The sequence below is a fragment of the Mycobacterium sp. UM_Kg27 genome, from assembly GCF_000972905.1.
Lineage (GTDB): Bacteria > Actinomycetota > Actinomycetes > Mycobacteriales > Mycobacteriaceae > Mycobacterium.
Genome location: NZ_JRMM01000030.1, coordinates 17702 through 35501, shown reverse-complemented (window position 1 = coordinate 35501; position 17800 = coordinate 17702). Strand labels below are relative to the sequence as shown.

Below are 17800 nucleotides of genomic sequence, written 5' to 3'. Positions count from 1 at the left end.
TGTGTATAAGAGACAGCCAGGAACGGCAATGCGATTGCGGCGGTGGCCTTTACCGCCGCCGCCAGCGCCACCAGCGTTATCCCGGCCAGGTGGCGGCGTTCGAGGGTCAGCGCGATCCCGGCGATCACCAGGCCGACCATCAGCATCTCGTTGTGGACCCCGCCCATCAGGTGGATGATCACCAGCGGGTTGAGCACGGCCAGATACAGCGCCGCAGGCGCGCTGCCACCGACGCGGGTGGCCACCCGGGGGGCGGCCCAGATCAGCAGCGCCAGCCCGGGCAGCATGCACAAGCGCAGCAGCATGGTGCCGGCCACCACGTTGTTGCCGACCAGCATCGTGACGAGCTTGGCGACCAGGATGAACGCCGGGCCGTACGGTGCCGTCGTCGCCGCCCAGATCGGGCTGACATCGTCGAGCAGGGGGTTGGGGTTGTCGACCGGCCCCACCAAGTAGGGGTCGAATCCATCCCGCAGCAGGGCGCCCTGGGCCAGATAGGAATAGGTGTCGCGGCTGAACACCGGGACCGACAGCAACAACGGCGCCAGCCAGAAGCCGGTGGTGGCGATCAACGTGTAGGTGCTCACGGTGCCCTCGATCACCCGCCGCCCCAGGCCGAGCCAGGCCACCAGCATCACCGCGACCCCGGCCCACAGCAGCACCGACGACAGCACCAGGCCGTGGCCGAAGCGCAGCCAGGACAGATGCAGCCCGTCCAGCACCGGGTCCTGGATGCGGGTGCTGCCGGCGCCCAAGCCGCCCAGCGTGATCAGCAGGGCGCCCAGGCAGCCGAGCCACGCCGCTCCGGCCTGCTCGCCGGCGGCGAACTGCCGCAGTCGGGATAGGCCGCTGACGGCGTCGCGGGACGCACCGGGGACCGGTGGGGTGGTGGGATTCGACATCGGCGCTCCGGGCGATCAGGCGGACCGGTCGGCGACCCGGCGAGCCAGGTCGGTCAGTCCGGCTTTGGCAACCTCGTCAATGGGTGCGGCCGCCAGCGCGGCCAGGGCGCGGCGGGTCAGCAGATCGATACGGTCCTCCACGGCTGCCAGCGCGCCGACCGCCTCGATCATCTCGCACAGTTCGCGGACCTGCGCCTCGGTCAGCGCGGTGCCGATCGCGCTGCGTAACCGATTGGCCGCTACCGGATCCGACTTGTCGGCCAGCTCAACGGCCTCAGCCAGCAGCACGGTGCGTTTGCCCGAACGCAGGTCGTCGCCGGAGGGCTTGCCGGTCACCGCCGGATCGCCGAACACCCCCAGCACGTCGTCGCGCAGCTGGAACGCCACGCCCAGGTCGGTGCCGAGTTCGTGGAACAGCGCGTGGATGTCGGGCCGGTCGGCCGCGGCGGCCACGCCCAGCTGCAACGGCCGCACCACCGTGTAGGAGGCGGTTTTATAGGTGTTGACGCGCATCGCCGAGGCGATCGAGTCCACCCCGCTGGATTCGGCGACGATGTCGAGGTACTGGCCGCCCAGCACCTCGGTCCGGATGTCCGACCAGACGCCCCGCACGCGCCGCCGGGCGTCGGCCGGCAGATCGGCCCCGGCGACGATGTCGTCAGCCCACACCAGCGCCAGGTCGCCGAGCAGGATGGCAGCCGACATCCCGAACTGGTCGGCCGATCCGCGCCATCCGCGGGCGCGGTGCAGCTCGGCGAACTTGCGGTGGGTGGTGGGGCTGCCGCGTCGGGTGGCTGAGGCGTCGATCACGTCGTCGTGCACCAGCGCGCAGGCGTGCAGCAACTCCAGCGCGGAGAACAGCAGCAGTTCGCCGTCGTCGGCATCACGTCCGGTGATGGCACGCCAGCCCCAGTAGGCGAACGCCGGGCGCAGTCGTTTGCCGCCGATGAGCACGAATTCTTCGAGGCCGGTGATCAACGCCTCGTAGTCGTCGCCGATGTAGGCGGTCTCGGTGCGGCGGGTGCGCAGGTGGGAGCGCAGCGTTTCGGTGACGGCCGCGGCCAGCTCGGCGGCCGACGGTGTAGTCGCTGCGGATGCCTTGAAACTCAGCTCGGCGCCCCTTTCTGTGCTGCCCGGCCGGGGACCCCCAGCGTGGGTCCAGCGTAGAGTGTGCCACCACAGCCGGGGGGACTGCGGCCGGTAGCGGCCGGAGGCGGCCAACGCTGCCCGTTCCTGCCCTGTGGCACTGTTGACTGTCTGTTGACTGTCTTTCATGAGGAGCTGGTACGTGACCTTGAACACCGTCGCACTCGAGCTTGTCCCACCGAACGTGGAAAAGGGCCCCGAGCAGACGATCGAAGAGGCGCACAAGGTTGTGCGGTTTGCGGCCGAGGCCGGCCTCGAGGGGCGGATCCGCCACATCCTGATGCCGGGGATGATCGACGAGGACGATGACCGCCCGATCGAGATGAAGCCCAAGCTCGACGTGCTGGACTTCTGGAACGCGATTCGGCCCGAGCTGCCGGGCATGGCCGGGTTGTGCACTCAGGTCACCTCGTTCTCCGACGAGGCGGCGCTGCGGAGCCGGCTGGGTGACCTGACCGGCGCGGGGATCGAGGGCGTGGTCTTCGTCGGCGTGCCCCGCACCATGGCCGACGGCGAGGGGGCGGGGGTGCCGCCGACCGACGCGCTTGCGACCTTCCGCGCCGACGTGGCCAACCGCGGCGTCATCTTGATTCCCACCCGGGCCGACGAGATCGGCCGGTTCAACTTCAAATGCGAGCGCGGGGCGACGTTCGGGCTGACCCAGCTGCTGTATTCCGACGCGATCGTGCCGTTCCTGACCGAGTTCGCCAAGCACAGCGAAGCGCGCCCGGAACTGTTGCTGTCGTTCGGCTTCGTGCCGTCGTTCGAAAACCGGATCGGGCTGATCAACTGGCTGATTCAGGATCCGGGCAACGCGGCGGTGGCCGCCGAACAGGACTTCGTCAAGACGCTCGCCGACAGTGACCCCGACCAGCGGTGCAAGCTGATGCTCGACCTGTACAAGCGGGTGATCGACGGCGTCGCCGACCTGGGCTTCCCGCTGAGCATCCATTTCGAGGCCACCTACGGGGTGTCCGCGGCGGCATTCCGCACCTTCGCGCAGATGCTGGAGTACTGGTCGCCCGAGACCCGCTGATCCTCAGCCGGCGCTGTCGTCGGGGGAGCGCAAGCGCGGCGAGCGGTCCCGCCCGTACCAGGCGATTGCCGCGACCGCGCCCGCCGCGGCAAGCGTAGACAGGGTCAGCCACAGCGCCGCGTGGGCGAAGGAGCGGGTGCTGGGATCGGTGTAGCGGGCTTGGGCGCTCATGGTGCTCACCACGCCTGGCTTGAGCCGCCACTGCACGGTGTCACTGCCGATGCGTTCGCCGTTGGTGGAGGTCACCTCGCCGGGGAACGCGACGCTCAACGCGACGTCGGCCTCCGGGTCGCCCAGCGAGGTGAGATCCACCCGGCCTTCCAGGATCACCAGGTTGCCGGCGCGGCGCAGCGAGAGGTCCACCCCGGCTGCGTCGCGGTGCATTTGGGCCAGCTGCGGCAGTTCGGCGAAGGTCAGGTCGGAGAACACCGCCTGCGAGCCGACGTAGCCGTCCCTGCTGTAGTTGGAGATCGCGACCTTCTGCGGGAACGGCAGGTCGGCGGTGAGCTTGGGGCCGGTGTCGTTGTCGTTGCGCGGCTTGGCCGCAACGACGATCTGGCCGGAGACCTGATCGTTGGGGGAGACGGTGATGTTGGCCCGGATACGCACGCACCCGGCCAACGGCGCCGCGATCAGCAGGAGCGCGACCAGGGCCACCAGGCGACGGTAGGTGCCCCACTGTCGAAACCGGCGCTGAGCGGGCGCGGGAACGGGTTGCCGAGCGGGCTGTAGCGAACGCCGAACATGCACGACGTCATCGTGCCAGACCAGTCGGCGGGTCCGGTGACGACGCGGCGCTTGGCTACAACGGCAGCGCCCGGCCCAAGATGGCGAATGGCCGGGGATCGCCGGCGAAGTGATGACCGCGGATGACGTCGGTGAAGCCCAGCCGCCGGTACAACCGCCAGGCGCGGTTGTCTTCGCCATTGGTCTCCGGTGTGGACAGCAGCACGTTGGCTTCGGGCCGCCCGGCCAGCAGACGGCGCGCCAGGGCCTCACCCAGGCCGCTGCCCTGCGCGCGCGGCGCGACATGCAATTCGGTCAGCTCGAAGTAACTGGCCATCAGCCGCGCGATGTCGGAATGGGGCAGGCCGCGGCGCTGCAGGCCCAGCACCACCTGCTGCTGCCACCACTGGTCGGGCGCGCCGCAGTAGCCGTAGGCCACACCCAGCAGCTGGGCGCCTTTCGGTCCGCCCGGCGCGGCGTCCAGCTGACGAATCTCACCGACGTCGCCGGCTTGGTTGTCGGCGAAGGCGGCCACCGCCCGCCAGCCACTGCGGCGGGTGTGATCGAGCCACATCGCGGCGCGTTGGCTCTCGGTGCCCGGCGGGTAGCCCATCGCAGTGACGTAGACGCGCAGCGCCGCACCGAGGTGATCGGCCATTTCGCGCGGCGATATGTCGAGGAGGAAGGTCACCAACGTGCAGGTTCCTTTCCCGCAGAAGTGGGAGCGTGCGCGATGCCGGAGTCCCATTATCGGCGATTGCGTCCGGCGGCGTCGGCCGTTGTGGATCGGCATCGCCACGCCGCCGCTACAATCGGCTGGTGAAGCCTGTGGTACGGCGCAGGCCTACCTCGTATTATCAGTGTTAGCTGCCCGCACCAGTCCGTATCGCGCCGTGGGCAGTGACATGAGCGGCCGTCGGCAAGGAGGGACGAATGCCACTCTCCGATCATGAACAGCGCATGCTCGACGAGATCGAGAGCGCGCTGTACGCCGAGGACCCCAAGTTCGCTTCCAGCGTTCGCGGCGGTGCCCTGCGTACCCCGACCACCCGCCGAAGGGTGCAGGGTATGACCTTGTTGGTGGTCGGTCTGGTGATGCTGGTCTCGGGTATCCCGTTCTATGCGACCACCGTCAATTCGGCGTTTCTGATTCTGAGTGTGCTGGGCTTCGTGGTCATGTTCGGTGGGGTGGTGTTCGCCATCACCGGCAACCACGCGGCCGCCGGCCGCGACGGTGCGGCGAAGCCGGGCGGTGGCGCGCAGCGGCGCGTCAAGGGTGGCGGCGGCACGTTCGCCAGCCGCATGGAAGACCGTTTCCGTCGCCGGTTCGAGCCGTAGGCCGATCCAGCGGCACGTGATGTAGAAGGGGCAGCCGATCGGCTGCCCCTTTTTTTCTGCGCGGTCGTCTGCGCGGTCGTGGCGCGGTCATGGCGCGGTGGCCGCGGGGCGGGTCTCCGGGGAGCACTTCGGGCGCGCGCCCCACCCCGCCCCACTTTCCTTCCATCCGCTCTGACCTGGGTTTTTGACGCCCGATCGGGCTCCATTTGGCATGCCTGGGCGGCAAGATGGCCGATCCGGTGGGGCGTTGCGGTGGATTAGGCCTAGGAAATGGTGCGTAGTGGGGGATTGTGGGGTATCGTGGGCTGACGATGTCGACATGGCGGGAGGTGGCCGATGTTCCTCGGCACCTATACGCCCAAGCTCGACGACAAGGGGCGGCTGACACTGCCCGCCAAGTTTCGTGATGCGCTGGCAGGAGGGCTGATGGTCACCAAGAGTCAGGACCACAGCCTGGCCGTGTATCCCCGCGCGGAGTTCGAGCAGTTGGCCCGCCGGGCGGCCAAGGCTTCGCGCAGCAACCCGGACGCGCGAGCATTTCTGCGCAACCTGGCCGCCGCCACCGACGAACAGCACCCCGACGCCCAAGGCCGGATCACCCTGTCGCCCGACCACCGTCGCTACGCCAACCTGTCCAAGGAATGCGTGGTCATCGGGTCGGTCGACTACCTGGAGATCTGGGACGCACAGGCCTGGAGCGACTACCAGCAGACGCACGAAGAGAACTTCTCCGCGGCCAGCGATGAAGCACTCAGCGACATCATCTGAGGCGCACGCCCGTGCCTCGTGGCCTCTGTCCGAACCGACCCTGACGTACTTCCCCAACGTCAGGTTCGTGCCGTCGGGCAGGGACCTCGAGGTAAGGGCCTGCGGGCGAGTCGCGCGCAGTGTGGCCGGGCGACCGGGCCGGGCGCCGGCCGCACTTCGTGCCCATCACTGGCCGCATCAGGGAGGTGTTGCTGTGGCCGCACAGGGCGAATTCGGGCATGTACCGGTGCTGTTGGAGCGTTGCGTAGAACTGCTGGCTCCGGCATTGACCCGCCGATCGCCTGACGGCCGGGGCGCGACCCTGGTGGACGCCACCCTCGGCGCCGGCGGACATACGGAGCGGTTTCTGAGCCAGTTCCCCGGCCTGCGCGTCATCGGTCTGGACCGCGACACCACCGCACTTGACATCGCCAGTGCCCGGTTGGCCCGCTTCGCCGATCGATTCCAGACAGTGCGCACCCGATACGACGGCATTGCTGAAGCGCTGACCGAATCAGGCTTGGCCGCAACCGGATCGGTAGATGCGGTGTTGTTCGACCTCGGGGTGTCCTCGATGCAGCTCGACCGGGTGGAGCGCGGCTTCTCCTACGCGCAGGACGCGCCGCTGGATATGCGGATGGACCCGCAGGCCGACCTCACCGCCGCCGACATCGTGAACACTTACGACGCGGCGGCGCTGACCGACATTCTGCGGCGCTTCGGGGAGGAGCGTTTCGCCTCGCGGATCGCCTCCTACATCGTGCGCCGGCGGGCCCACACCCCGTTCACCTCGACCGGGGAACTGACAGAGCTGCTCTACGAGGCGATTCCAGCGCCGGCGCGACGCACCGGGGGACACCCGGCCAAACGCACCTTTCAGGCGCTGCGCATCGCGGTCAACGGCGAACTGGACTCACTGCGGGATGCGTTGCCGGCGGCGCTGGATGCGCTGGCGGTGGGTGGACGGGTGGCGGTGATGTCCTACCAGTCGTTGGAGGACCGCATCGTCAAGCAGCAGTTCGCTGCGGCCACCGCGTCGCGCACACCGGTGGGGCTCCCGGTCGAATTACCCGGTGACGAACCAAGATTCATCACGCTGACGCGGGGCGCCGAGAAGGCCGAGGCGGATGAGGTTGAACGTAACCCACGAGCGGGCTCGGTCAGGCTACGTGCGGTTGAGCGGGTCCAGGCCGGCCCGGTCGTGGCATCGAGGGGGAAGTGATGGCGACTAAGCGCAAGCCCGCGGTACGGCAGGGCGACCGTCGCCGTAACCCCGAGAGCGCAACCCGGACCGGCCCGCGGCGGGTCGCTGAGCAGACGCAGGCCCGAGGCCCACGGCGGCAGCGTGGGACCACGCCTACGGCGGGTCGCGAATCACCGCCGGGCACCGGCCCGCAGAAAGCGGCGTCGCTTCGTCCCGACCCCAGGCCGGTGCCGCCGAAGAGCACCAAGCAGGCCAAAGCGCGGGCGAAGGCACGCAAGGCCAAGGCACCCAAGGTTGTACGCGTCCCACTGCGCGAACGTCTGATCGCTCGGCTGGCCTCGATCGACCTGCGACCGCGCACGCTGGCGGCCAAGGTTCCGTTCGTCGTGCTGATCATCGGCGCGCTCGGCATCGGGCTGGGAATCACCCTGTGGCTGTCGACGGACGCCGCCGAGCGGTCCTACCAGCTGGGCAACATCCGGGAGCACAACCGGGTCCTCATGCAGCAGAAGGAAGCGCTCGAGCGCGACGTGCTCACCGCCGAATCCGCACCGGCGCTTGCCGAGGCGGCCCGCGAACTGGGCATGATTCCCAGCCGCGACACCGCGCATCTGGTCCAGGACCCGATCGGCAACTGGGTGGTGGTCGGGACCCCGAAACCCGCCGACGGTGCGCCCCCGCCGCCACTGAACACCAAGCTGCCCGACGATGTCGCACCGCCGGCCGAGGTGCCGGTTCGGGTGCCCCCGGCCGGGCCGAAGCTCGACAGCCGGCACCTGCCGGCCGCAGTCCCGCCGGCTCCGGCGGTGCCCGGCGCGCCGCTGATCATTCCGGGCCTGCCGGGAGTTCCCGGCCTGCCTGCGGCCGGGCCATTGCCAGGGCCTGGCGCACAAGAGATCCCGCACCTGACCACGCCTTCGGTCATCCCGTCTGACGTCCTGCCGCCCGTCGCTGTGCCGCCCGGGCCGGTGCTGGCGCCCGAGTCCGTCCTGCCTCCGCAACCCCCGCAACCCCCGCTGCCGCCGGAAGTACCGGCGACGCCGGTGGCTCCGGGAGCCGCGCGATGAGACGGCCCGCGCGGGGAACCGGACCGGCACGTCGCGCCGACGGCTCGACCACAGCCGCCTCCCGAAAGACCCGCCGCTCCGTCACCACGCCCGCCAAGCCGGCCAAAGCCGCCAAGCCCGCTAAGGCGGCGAAAGCGTCCACCACAACCGGACATTCGGCCCGCGAGCGTCGCACCCGCCAAGCCACCGAGATGGGCCTGCGCAGCGCTTCGTTCGTCTTCCGGCACCGCACCGGCAACGCGGTCATCTTCCTGGTACTGGCACTGTCGGCGGCTCAGCTGTTCTACCTGCAGGTGCCGCGGGCCTCCGGGCTGCGTGCCGAGGCCGCCGGACAACTCAAGGTCACCGACGTCCAACAGGCGATGCGCGGCGACATCATCGACCGCACCGGGGACAAGCTCGCGTTCACCATCGAAGCCCGGGCGCTGTCCTTCCAGCCGGTCAAGATCGGCAAGCAGCTTGCCGACGCCAAGAAGAAGGATCCGTCCGCCCCCGATCCGCAGCTGCGGCTGCAGCAGATAGCTAAGGAGATCTCTACCCGCCTCGGTAACAAGCCGGACTCCGCAGCCCTGCTGAAGAAGCTGCGCAGCAACGAGACGTTCGTCTATCTCGCCCGTGCCGTCGACCCCGCGGTGGCCGAGATCATCACCGAGAAGTGCCCTGAGGTCGGAAGCGAGCGGCAGGATCTGCGCCAGTACCCGGGCGGCTCGCTGGCGGCCAACATCATCGGCGGCATCGACTGGGACGGCCACGGGCTGTTGGGTCTGGAGGACTCGATGGACGCGGTGCTGGCCGGAACGGACGGGTCGGTCACCTACGACCGCGGTTCGGACGGCGTGGTGATCCCGGGCAGCTACCGCAATCGGCACAAGGCCGTCAACGGGTCGACGATCCAGCTCACCCTCGACGACGACATTCAGTTCTATGTCCAGCAACAGGTGCAGCAGGCCAAGAACGTCACCGGCGCACACGATGTCACGGCCGTGGTGCTGGACGCCAAGAGCGGCGAGGTGCTGGCGATGGCCGGCGACAACACGTTCGACCCGTCCCAGGACATTGGGCGCCAGGAGGACCGCCAGCTCGGCAACCTGGCGGTGTCCTCGCCGTTCGAGCCGGGCTCGGTGAACAAGATCATCACCGCGGCCTCGGTCATCGAATACGGCCTCGGTCATCCCGACGACGTCCTGCAGGTGCCCGGATCGATCAACGTCGCCGACGTCACCGTCAGCGACGCCTGGGAGCACGGCGTCGCGCCCTACACCCTGACCGGAATCTTCGGGAAGTCCTCCAACGTCGGGACCCTGATGCTGGCTCAGCGGGTGGGGCCCGAGCGCTGGTTCGACATGGCGGAGAAGTTCGGGCTCGGACAGCGCACCGGTGTCGCGCTACCCGGTGAGAGCGCCGGTCTGCTGCCGCCGGTGGACCAATGGTCGGGCAGTTCCTTCGCCAACCTGCCTATCGGCCAGGGTCTTTCGATGACACTGCTGCAGATGGCCGGGATGTATCAGGCCATCGCCAACGACGGCGTGCGGATCCCGCCGCGCATCATCAAGGCGACCATTTCCCCCGACGGCGGCCGCGCCGAGGAACCGCGACCGGAGGGGGTCCGGGTGGTCTCGGAGCAGACCGCGGCGACCGTGCGCAACATGCTGCGCTCGGTGGTGCAACGTGATCCGACCGGTGTTCAGCAGGGCACCGGATGGCAGGCCGCTGTGGACGGCTATCAGATCGCCGGAAAGACCGGCACCGCACAGCAGATCAACCCGGCGTGCGGTTGCTACTACGACGACGTCTACTGGATCACCTTCGCCGGGATAGCGCCGGCGGACAATCCGCGTTACGTCATCGGCCTGATGATGAACAACCCGCATCGCGCCGCGGACGGCTCGCCGGGCACCTCGGCGGCACCGCTGTTCCACAACATCGCCGGGTGGTTGTTGCAGCGCCACAACGTGCCACTGTCGCCGGACCCAGGACCGCCGCTGGTCCTGCAGGCGATGTAGGCGCCACCCCCTGCCGCCGAACCGACCACTGGCGTCCGCAAAAAAAGACGTGATTCCGCCGCGTTGGTGGTGATCGTGCGCTTATTGTGCGGACAACGCGGAGACGAAAAGGGGGTTCCTCGCCGAAGAGAAAGGGTCGATCATGGCCCGAAAAACTATCGCTATTCCGGGTGTTCTCGCCGCGGCGGCAGGCGTCGTCGCGCTGGGGCTGCTCGGCACGCCCATCGCAAGTGACCACCACGCCAGCGGCTGTTTCATGACGAAGCAGGGAACCTGCGAGGAAGTGCCGGACCCGACTCAGTACGGATGTCCGCCCGGGGACTTCCAGTGCATGTTCGACAAGAAGCTCAAGCAGCCACCGCCGCCTTCTGACGGCTGAGGCCGTCGAGCCCACGCGCCTGCGCTGTGGACACGGCCCGCCTGGGTAGTCTCAGGGCCGATCCGGACGACCCGGCCGCAGCGGATGGAGGTGATGTTGGTGCCTGCTGCTCTGCGCCCCGACGTCGGTGCAGGCACGTCGCTGCGGGTGCTCGCAGCGCAGATCGGGGCGGTTGCGGTAGCCGGTGAGGCGGTTCCCGAGCTGCCCATTACCGGGTTGACGCTGCGCGCCCAGGACGTGCGGCCGGGTGACCTGTTCGCGGCGCTGCCTGGCGCGACCACCCACGGGGCACGATTCGCGGCCGACGCGGTCGCCCGGGGCGCGGTCGCGGTGCTTTCCGACGGGGCCGGGGCCGCCGAGATCGCCGACGCTGCAGCGCTACCCGGCATAGCTGTCCTGGTTCATCCGGCGCCCCGATCCGTGCTCGGCGAACTCGCGGCGCAGGTCTACGGACATCCGTGTGAGCAGGTCACCGTCATCGGCATCACCGGGACGTCGGGCAAGACCACCACCACCTATCTGGTCGAGGCCGGGCTGCGGGCTGCGGGTCGCACCGCCGGGCTGATCGGCACGGTCGGCGTCCGCATCGACGGCGTCGATCTTCCCAGCGCTTTGACCACCCCAGAGGCGCCCGCACTGCAGGCGCTGCTGGCCGCGATGGCACAGCGCGGGGTGGACACCGCGGTCATGGAGGTGTCCAGTCACGCCCTGACATTGGGCCGGGTCGACGGCACCCGGTTCGCGGTGGGCGCCTTCACCAACCTGTCTCGCGACCACCTCGACTTCCACCCGACCATGGCCGACTACTTCGAGGCCAAGGCTCGGCTGTTCGATCCGGCGTCGCCACTGCACGCGGCGCGGTCGGTGATCTGTATCGACGACGACGCCGGCGCGGCAATGGCGGCGCGGGCGACCGCGCCGGTCACTGTCAGCGCGACGGGCCGCCCCGCGGACTGGGGGGTGGAGCGGGTGAGCGGGGGCGAGTTCGTCGCCGTCGACCCCGCGGGTGTGCGCCACCCGGTCGGCATCGGCCTGCCCGGCGCCTACAACGTGTCCAATTGCCTTGTGGCGCTGGCTATTCTCGACGCAGTCGGGGTGTCGCCGGAGCAGGCGGCCCCCGGCCTGCGAGAGGCGCGGGTGCCAGGACGGATGGAGTCGATCGATCGGGGGCAGGGCTTCCTGGCGCTGGTCGACTACGCGCACAAGCCCGGGGCGCTGGCGGCGGTGCTGGCAACACTGCGCCAGGAACTGCGCGGCACCACCGGACGCCTGGCCGTGGTGTTCGGCGCCGGTGGCGACCGTGACCAGGGCAAGCGTGAGCCGATGGGGCGGATCGCCGCGGAGTCGGCCGACCTGGTCGTGATCACCGACGACAACCCGCGGGGCGAAGACCCTGCCGACATCCGGCGCGCCGTGTTGGCCGGTGCCGCCGCCGGCAGCGCTCAGGTGGTCGAGATCGGCGACCGGCGGGCCGCGATCGGGCACGCGGTGGCCTGGGCTCAGCCCGGCGACGTGGTGCTGATCGCGGGCAAGGGACACGAGACCGGGCAGACCGCCGCCGGGCACACCCAGCCGTTCGATGACCGGGTGGAGCTGGCCCGGGCGCTGGAAACGCGCGGGGAGCACGGATGATCGCGCTGACCGTCGCGCAGATCGCCGAGATCGTCGGCGGCCGGCTGGCCGACATCACCCCGGAGCAGGCCGAGCGCACCGTGGTCACCGGCCCCGTGGAATTCGACTCCCGCCGGATCGCCCCGGGCGCACTGTTTCTGGCGCTGCCCGGCGCGCAGGCCGACGGCCACGACCATGCGGCGTCGGCGGTCGATGCCGGCGCGGTGGCGGTGCTGGCCGCCCGTCCGGTCGGGGTGCCGGCCATTGTGGTGGAGCCGGTCGCCTCCGACAGTCGATCCGGTGCGCTCGAGCATGACGACGAGGCCGGCTCCGGCGCTGCGGTGCTGGCCGCACTGGCCAAACTGGCCGCCGCGGTGGCCGCCACCCTGGTGGCCGAGGGGCTGACGATCGTCGGCGTGACCGGGTCGTCGGGCAAGACCTCCACCAAGGACCTGATCGCCGCGGTGCTGGCGCCGTTGGGGGAGGTGATCGCCCCGCCCGGGTCGTTCAACAACGAGCTGGGCCACCCGTGGACGGTGCTGCGGGCCGACGAGAACACCGACTATCTGGTCCTCGAGCTGTCGGCGCGGCATCGCGGCAACATTGCCGCGCTGGCGGCGATCGCCCCGCCGCAGATCGCGGTGGTGCTCAACGTCGGGACCGCACACCTGGGCGAGTTCGGCTCCCGCGAGGCGATCGCCGAGACCAAAGCCGAGCTGGCCCAAGCTGTTCCGGAATCCGGCGTGGTGATCCTCAACGTCGACGACTCGGCGGTCGCCGCGATGGCCGACAAGACCGTCGCGCGGGTGGTACGGGTCAGCCGCTCCGCTCCCGCCGACGTGTGGGCCGGGCCGGTGGTGCTCGACGAGCTGGCCCGCCCGCGGTTCACCTTGCACTCGGGCGCAGGCGAATCGGAGGTACGGCTGGGCGTGTCCGGTGATCACCAGGTGGGCAACGCCCTGTGCGCCGCCGCCGTGGCCTTGGAATGCGGTGCCACGCCGCACCAGGTGGCCGACGCCCTGGCCGGTGCCGGACCGGCCTCGGCGCACCGGATGCAGGTCAGCACCCGCGCAGACGGCGTGACCGTGATCGACGACTCCTACAACGCCAACCCCGACTCGATGCGGGCGGCGCTGCAGGCGCTGGCCTGGATCGCCCGCGGTGAGAATCCGGGGGCGAAGCGCCGCAGCTGGGCGGTGCTGGGGGAGATGGCCGAGCTCGGCGAGGACGCAATATCTGAGCATGACCGCATCGGGCGGCTCGCGGTGCGCTTAGATGTGTCTCGTCTCGTTGTCGTCGGAGTAGGGAGATCGATGGGCGCGATGCTGCACGGCGCAGTGATGGAGGGATCCTGGGGCGCCGAAGCCACCGCGGTACCCGACGTCGATGCCGCCCTGGCCCTGTTGCGCGCCGAGTTGCAGGCGGGGGACGTGGTATTGGTCAAGGCGTCGAACTCCGCGGGCCTGACCGCGTTGGCGCAGGCGCTGACCAGCGAAGACCCAGGAGATCGCCGATGATAATGGTCCTCATCGCGGCCGGAGTCGCGCTGCTGGTCGCGATCCTGCTGACCCCCGTGCTGATCCGGGTGTTCACCAAGCAGGGATTCGGCCAGGAGATCCGCGAAGACGGACCGGCCAGCCACCAGCGCAAACGCGGTACCCCGTCGATGGGCGGCGTGGCCATCGTGGCCGGGATCTGGGCGGGCTACCTGGCCGCTGAACTGGCCGGCCTGGTCTTCTACGGCACCGGGCCGACGGCCTCGGGCCTGCTGGTCCTGGGGCTGGCTACCGCGCTGGGCGGCGTCGGGTTCCTCGATGACCTGATCAAGATCCGGCGGTCGCGCAACCTCGGCCTGAACAAGACCGCCAAGACCATCGGGCAGGTCACCGCGGCCACCTTGTTCGGTCTGCTGGTGCTGTGCTTCCGCAACAGCTCCGGTCTGACCCCGGGCAGCCTGCAACTGTCCTATGTGCGCGACATCGCCACCGTCACGCTGCCCGCGGCGGCGTTCGTGCTGTTCGTGATCCTCATCGTCAGCGCCTGGTCGAACGCGGTGAACTTCACCGACGGCCTGGACGGGCTGGCCGCCGGATCCATGGCGATGGTCAGCGGCGCCTACGTGCTGATCACCGTGATGCAGCATCGCAACGCCTGCGCGAGCGCCCCTGGACTGGGCTGTTACAACGTGCGCGACCCGCTGGACCTGGCGCTGATCGCCGCCGCGACCGCGGGCGCCTGCATCGGATTCCTGTGGTGGAATGCCGCGCCGGCGAAGATCTTCATGGGCGACACCGGCTCGCTGGCGCTGGGCGGCGTGATCGCCGGAATGTCGATCACCACCCGCACCGAGATCCTCGCGGTGGTGCTCGGCGGGCTCTTCGTCGCCGAGATCACCTCGGTGGTGGTCCAGATCCTGGCGTTCCGCAGCACCGGCCGGCGGGTGTTCCGGATGGCCCCGTTCCACCACCACTTCGAGTTGGCAGGCTGGGCCGAGACCACGGTGATCATCCGGTTCTGGCTGCTCACCGCCATCGCCTGCGGATTGGGCGTCTCCATGTTCTACGGCGAGTGGTTCACCGCCGTTGGTGGCTGAGGTGGCCGGGTTGGCCCCGCTGTCTCCGGGAGCGCGGGTGCTGGTCGCCGGGGCCGGCATCACCGGCCGGGCCATCCTCACCGCGTTGGCGCCGTTCGAGCTGGACCTGACGCTGTGCGACGACAATGTTGCCGCGTTGCACGCCCACCCCGACGTCACGACCTGCAGCCCCGCCGAAGCCGCCGCGCAGATCGGCGGCTACGCGCTGGTGGTCACCAGCCCCGGATTCGGCCCGGACACACCGGTATTGGCCGCCGCCGCAGCGGCCGGCGTGCCGATCTGGGGTGACGTGGAGCTGGCCTGGCGGCTCGACGTCGCGGGCCACTACGGGCCGCCGCGGCGCTGGCTGGTGGTGACCGGCACCAACGGCAAGACCACGACCACCTCGATGTTGTACGCCATGTTGTCGGCCGCGGGCCGGCGTGCCCAGTTGTGCGGCAACATCGGCAGCCCCGTGCTGGATGTGCTGGGGGAGCCCGCCGGCGGTTCAGCGAGGCTCGACGGAGGAGAGCGGAAGCTGGGACCGCCGCATGAATCCGACGAGCTGGCCGTGGAGCTGTCCAGCTTCCAGCTGCACTGGGCCCCGTCGTTGCGCCCCGAGGCCGGCGCGGTGCTCAACATCGCCGAGGACCACCTGGACTGGCACGGCAGCATGGCCGCCTACACCGCCGACAAGGCCCGCGCGCTGGCCGGCCGGGTGGCGGTGGTCGGCATGGACGACGCCCGTGCCGCGGCGCTGCGCGACACCGCGCCTGCCCCGGTCAAGGTGGGTTTCCGGCTCGGCGAACCGGCGCCCGGTGAGCTCGGCGTGGTCGACGGCATGCTGGTCGATCGCGCCTTCGCCGATGAGGTGGCGCTGGCCCCGGTGGCGTCGATACCGGTGCCCGGCCCGGTCGGGATCCTGGATGCGCTGGCGGCCGCCGCGCTGGCCCGCAGCGTCGACGTGCCCCCCGAGGCGATCGCCGCGGCGCTGGCGTCGTTCCAGGTCGGCCGGCATCGCGCCGAACTGATCGTGGTCGACGGCGGGATCAGCTACGTCGATGATTCCAAGGCCACCAATCCGCACGCGGCCGAGGCATCGGTGCTGGCCCACCCGCGGGTGATCTGGGTGGCCGGGGGGCTGCTCAAGGGGGCCTCGGTCGAGCCGACCGTCGCCAGAATCGCTGCTCACCTGGCCGGGGCCGTATTGATCGGCCGAGATCGCGGCGAGGTTGCCAAGGCGTTATCACGACACGCACCGGATGTCCCCGTCGTCCACGTTGTGACGGGCGAGGATATTGATATGGGTGATACTGCTGTGTCTCCAGTTACTCATGTGAAGCGAGTAGCTGATGGGTCCAAAGAGACGCTGGGCTCCCGGGTGATGACCGCGGTGGTGGCCGCCGCCCGCGACCTGGCCCGGCCCGGGGACACGGTGCTGCTGGCGCCGGCGGGGGCATCCTTCGACCAGTTCGCCGGCTACGGTGCCCGGGGCGACGCGTTCGCCGCCGCGGCACGTTCCGCGGCAGGATCGGTGTGATCGGCATCCTGGCCCGGCTGCGGCGCGACGCCGGGGCCGCAGACGCCTCCTCCGACGAAACCGCTGTCACGGCCGCCAAGCCCGAGCCGCGCACCCGGTTCGGCGCCTGGCTGGGCCGGCCGATGACGTCGTTCCATCTGATCGTGGCGGTGGCCGCGCTGCTGACCACGCTCGGCCTGATCATGGTGCTGTCGGCCTCCGGGGTGGAGTCCTACGGCACCGATGGATCGGCGTGGCGGATCTTCGGCAAGCAGGTGCTGTGGACCGTGATCGGGTTGGTCGGCTGCTACGTGGCGTTGCGGATGCCGGTCCGGTTCATGCGGCGCATGGCTTTTGCCGGTTACGCCTTCACCATCGTGCTGCTGGTGCTGGTGCTGATCCCGGGCATCGGCACCTTGTCCAACGGTTCTCGCGGCTGGTTCGTCATCGCCGGCTTCTCCATGCAGCCCTCCGAGCTGGCCAAGATCGCCTTCGTCATCTGGGGTGCACACCTGTTGGCCAGTCGGCGCATGGAGCGGGCGACGCTGGGCGAGATGCTCGTCCCGCTGGTGCCGGCCGCCGTGGTCGCGCTGGTGCTGATCGTCGCCCAGCCCGACTTGGGGCAGACGGTCTCGCTGGGCATCATCCTGCTGGCGCTGCTGTGGTACGCCGGTCTGCCGTTGCGGGTGTTCCTCACGTCCCTGACGGCCATTGTCGCCGCCGCCGCGATCATGGCGGTGACCGAGGGCTACCGTTCCGACCGGGTGCGGTCCTGGCTGGACCCCGACGCCGACCTGCAGGGCGCCGGTTATCAGGCGCGTCAGGCGAAGTTCGCACTGGCCAACGGCGGCATCTTCGGCGACGGTCTGGGCCAGGGCACCGCGAAATGGAACTACCTGCCCAATGCGCACAACGACTTCATCTTCGCCATCATCGGCGAGGAGCTCGGCTTCATCGGCGGCTTCGGGCTGCTGGCGCTGTTCGGGTTGTTCGCCTACACCGGCATGCGGATCGCCAAGCGCTCCGCGGACCCATTCCTGCGGCTGCTGACCGCCGCCACCACGATGTGGGTGATCGGTCAGTCGTTCATCAACGTCGGCTATGTGATCGGGCTGTTGCCCGTCACCGGAATTCAGCTGCCGCTCATCTCTGCCGGCGGAACCTCCACGGCGACAACGCTGTTCATGGTCGGCATCATGGCCAACGCGGCCCGGCACGAACCGGAGGCCGTGGCGGCGCTGCGGGCCGGCCAGGACGACCGGATGAACCGGATACTGCGGCTGCCGCTACCCGAGCCCTACTCGCCGACCCGTCTTGAGGCTTTGCGTGACCGGCTGCGGACACGCTCACGGCCGGCCGCACGGCCACGAACGGCCCAGACGAGCGGACAGGCGCCGGCGCGGTCGGGCCGGCAGCGCGCCGCAGCGCAGGCGCCGGCCCGGGCAGCCGGTCGAGGCGCCGGGCGTGCAGGGCAAAATGGAGGCGGCCGGCGTCACGCCGGGGCGCGTCCGACTGGCGGACGCGTACGCGCATTGGAAGGTCAGCGATAG

At 69.8% G+C, this 17800-nt stretch carries 16 protein-coding genes; 12 read left to right on the top strand and 4 right to left on the bottom strand.

All coding sequences use genetic code 11. The features are described 5' to 3' along the window. Together mptB and idsA2 are read right to left on the bottom strand one after the other, a co-directional pair. Window positions 1–902, bottom strand: a 902-nt coding sequence (gene mptB, locus LI94_RS07410; RefSeq protein WP_046300788.1) for a polyprenol phosphomannose-dependent alpha 1,6 mannosyltransferase MptB, incomplete at its 3' end; no start/stop codon positions are given. Window positions 903–917: 15 nt separating this feature from the next. Continuing rightward, window positions 918–1967 (bottom strand): bifunctional (2E,6E)-farnesyl/geranyl diphosphate synthase, encoded by a 1050-nt coding sequence (gene idsA2 / locus LI94_RS07405; protein ID WP_036457098.1) that lies wholly within the window; start codon window positions 1965–1967, stop codon window positions 918–920. Between the two features lie 223 nt (window positions 1968–2190). Here idsA2 and LI94_RS07400 point away from each other — a divergent pair, with 223 nt between their 5' ends. Then, window positions 2191–3084 carry a mycobacterial-type methylenetetrahydrofolate reductase gene (locus LI94_RS07400; protein ID WP_024440492.1) on the top strand — a complete coding sequence of 298 codons (894 nt, stop codon included), beginning with the start codon at window positions 2191–2193 and terminating at the stop codon, window positions 3082–3084. Between the two features lie 3 nt (window positions 3085–3087). Here the strand turns inward: LI94_RS07400 and LI94_RS07395 are convergent, their stop codons facing one another. After that, window positions 3088–3741, bottom strand: coding sequence for a DUF3153 domain-containing protein (locus tag LI94_RS07395; protein WP_036457030.1), 654 nt, complete (start codon window positions 3739–3741; stop codon window positions 3088–3090). Between the two features lie 145 nt (window positions 3742–3886). Beyond that, window positions 3887–4504 (bottom strand): GNAT family N-acetyltransferase, encoded by a 618-nt coding sequence (locus tag LI94_RS23060; RefSeq protein WP_192830934.1) that lies wholly within the window; start codon window positions 4502–4504, stop codon window positions 3887–3889. A gap of 239 nt (window positions 4505–4743) precedes the next feature. Here LI94_RS23060 and LI94_RS07385 point away from each other — a divergent pair, with 239 nt between their 5' ends. The 11 genes from LI94_RS07385 (at window position 4744) to ftsW (ending at window position 17800) form a co-directional block, all read left to right on the top strand. Then, window positions 4744–5148 (top strand): DUF3040 domain-containing protein, encoded by a 405-nt coding sequence (locus tag LI94_RS07385; protein WP_024440489.1) that lies wholly within the window; start codon window positions 4744–4746, stop codon window positions 5146–5148. A gap of 336 nt (window positions 5149–5484) precedes the next feature. Then, entirely contained in the window at window positions 5485–5916 is a 432-nt protein-coding gene (gene mraZ, locus LI94_RS07380; protein WP_024440488.1) for a division/cell wall cluster transcriptional repressor MraZ, read from the top strand. Next, window positions 5891–7117: a 16S rRNA (cytosine(1402)-N(4))-methyltransferase RsmH gene (gene rsmH / locus LI94_RS07375; RefSeq protein WP_082105687.1), complete on the top strand. Its 1227-nt coding sequence runs from the start codon at window positions 5891–5893 to the stop codon at window positions 7115–7117. Before mraZ ends, rsmH begins: the two co-directional genes overlap by 26 nt. Then, the gene (locus LI94_RS07370) at window positions 7117–8166 is read left to right on the top strand and encodes a hypothetical protein (RefSeq protein WP_046300784.1); all 1050 of its coding nucleotides are present in this window, start codon (window positions 7117–7119) and stop codon (window positions 8164–8166) included. Before rsmH ends, LI94_RS07370 begins: the two co-directional genes overlap by 1 nt. Then, window positions 8163–10169 carry a penicillin-binding protein 2 gene (locus LI94_RS07365; protein WP_024440485.1) on the top strand — a complete coding sequence of 669 codons (2007 nt, stop codon included), beginning with the start codon at window positions 8163–8165 and terminating at the stop codon, window positions 10167–10169. Before LI94_RS07370 ends, LI94_RS07365 begins: the two co-directional genes overlap by 4 nt. A 142-nt stretch (window positions 10170–10311) precedes the next feature. Further along, window positions 10312–10548: a hypothetical protein gene (locus LI94_RS07360; RefSeq protein ID WP_046300783.1), complete on the top strand. Its 237-nt coding sequence runs from the start codon at window positions 10312–10314 to the stop codon at window positions 10546–10548. A 93-nt stretch (window positions 10549–10641) separates the two neighbouring features. After that, entirely contained in the window at window positions 10642–12180 is a 1539-nt protein-coding gene (locus LI94_RS07355; RefSeq protein ID WP_024440483.1) for a UDP-N-acetylmuramoyl-L-alanyl-D-glutamate--2,6-diaminopimelate ligase, read from the top strand. After that, window positions 12177–13676 carry a UDP-N-acetylmuramoyl-tripeptide--D-alanyl-D-alanine ligase gene (gene murF, locus LI94_RS07350; RefSeq protein ID WP_046300782.1) on the top strand — a complete coding sequence of 500 codons (1500 nt, stop codon included), beginning with the start codon at window positions 12177–12179 and terminating at the stop codon, window positions 13674–13676. The genes LI94_RS07355 and murF overlap by 4 nt, the downstream gene beginning before the upstream one ends. Then, window positions 13673–14752 (top strand): phospho-N-acetylmuramoyl-pentapeptide-transferase, encoded by a 1080-nt coding sequence (gene mraY, locus LI94_RS07345; RefSeq protein ID WP_024440481.1) that lies wholly within the window; start codon window positions 13673–13675, stop codon window positions 14750–14752. The genes murF and mraY overlap by 4 nt, the downstream gene beginning before the upstream one ends. Before the next feature lies 1 nt (window position 14753). Next, window positions 14754–16271 carry a UDP-N-acetylmuramoyl-L-alanine--D-glutamate ligase gene (gene murD, locus LI94_RS07340; protein ID WP_231383972.1) on the top strand — a complete coding sequence of 506 codons (1518 nt, stop codon included), beginning with the start codon at window positions 14754–14756 and terminating at the stop codon, window positions 16269–16271. Next, entirely contained in the window at window positions 16268–17800 is a 1533-nt protein-coding gene (gene ftsW / locus LI94_RS07335; protein WP_024440479.1) for a putative lipid II flippase FtsW, read from the top strand. The genes murD and ftsW overlap by 4 nt, the downstream gene beginning before the upstream one ends.

What these genes read in the sequence shown, in the direction of transcription:
- LI94_RS07385 (WP_024440489.1), top strand. Translation starts at nt 4,744, where the DNA reads ATGCCACTCTCCGATCATGAACAGCGCATGCTCGACGAGATCGAGAGC.
- mraZ (WP_024440488.1), top strand. Translation starts at nt 5,485, where the DNA reads ATGTTCCTCGGCACCTATACGCCCAAGCTCGACGACAAGGGGCGGCTG.
- rsmH (WP_082105687.1), top strand. Translation starts at nt 5,891, where the DNA reads ATGAAGCACTCAGCGACATCATCTGAGGCGCACGCCCGTGCCTCGTGG.
- LI94_RS07370 (WP_046300784.1), top strand. Translation starts at nt 7,117, where the DNA reads ATGGCGACTAAGCGCAAGCCCGCGGTACGGCAGGGCGACCGTCGCCGT.
- LI94_RS07365 (WP_024440485.1), top strand. Translation starts at nt 8,163, where the DNA reads ATGAGACGGCCCGCGCGGGGAACCGGACCGGCACGTCGCGCCGACGGC.
- LI94_RS07360 (WP_046300783.1), top strand. Translation starts at nt 10,312, where the DNA reads ATGGCCCGAAAAACTATCGCTATTCCGGGTGTTCTCGCCGCGGCGGCA.
- LI94_RS07355 (WP_024440483.1), top strand. Translation starts at nt 10,642, where the DNA reads ATGTTGGTGCCTGCTGCTCTGCGCCCCGACGTCGGTGCAGGCACGTCG.
- murF (WP_046300782.1), top strand. Translation starts at nt 12,177, where the DNA reads ATGATCGCGCTGACCGTCGCGCAGATCGCCGAGATCGTCGGCGGCCGG.
- mraY (WP_024440481.1), top strand. Translation starts at nt 13,673, where the DNA reads ATGATAATGGTCCTCATCGCGGCCGGAGTCGCGCTGCTGGTCGCGATC.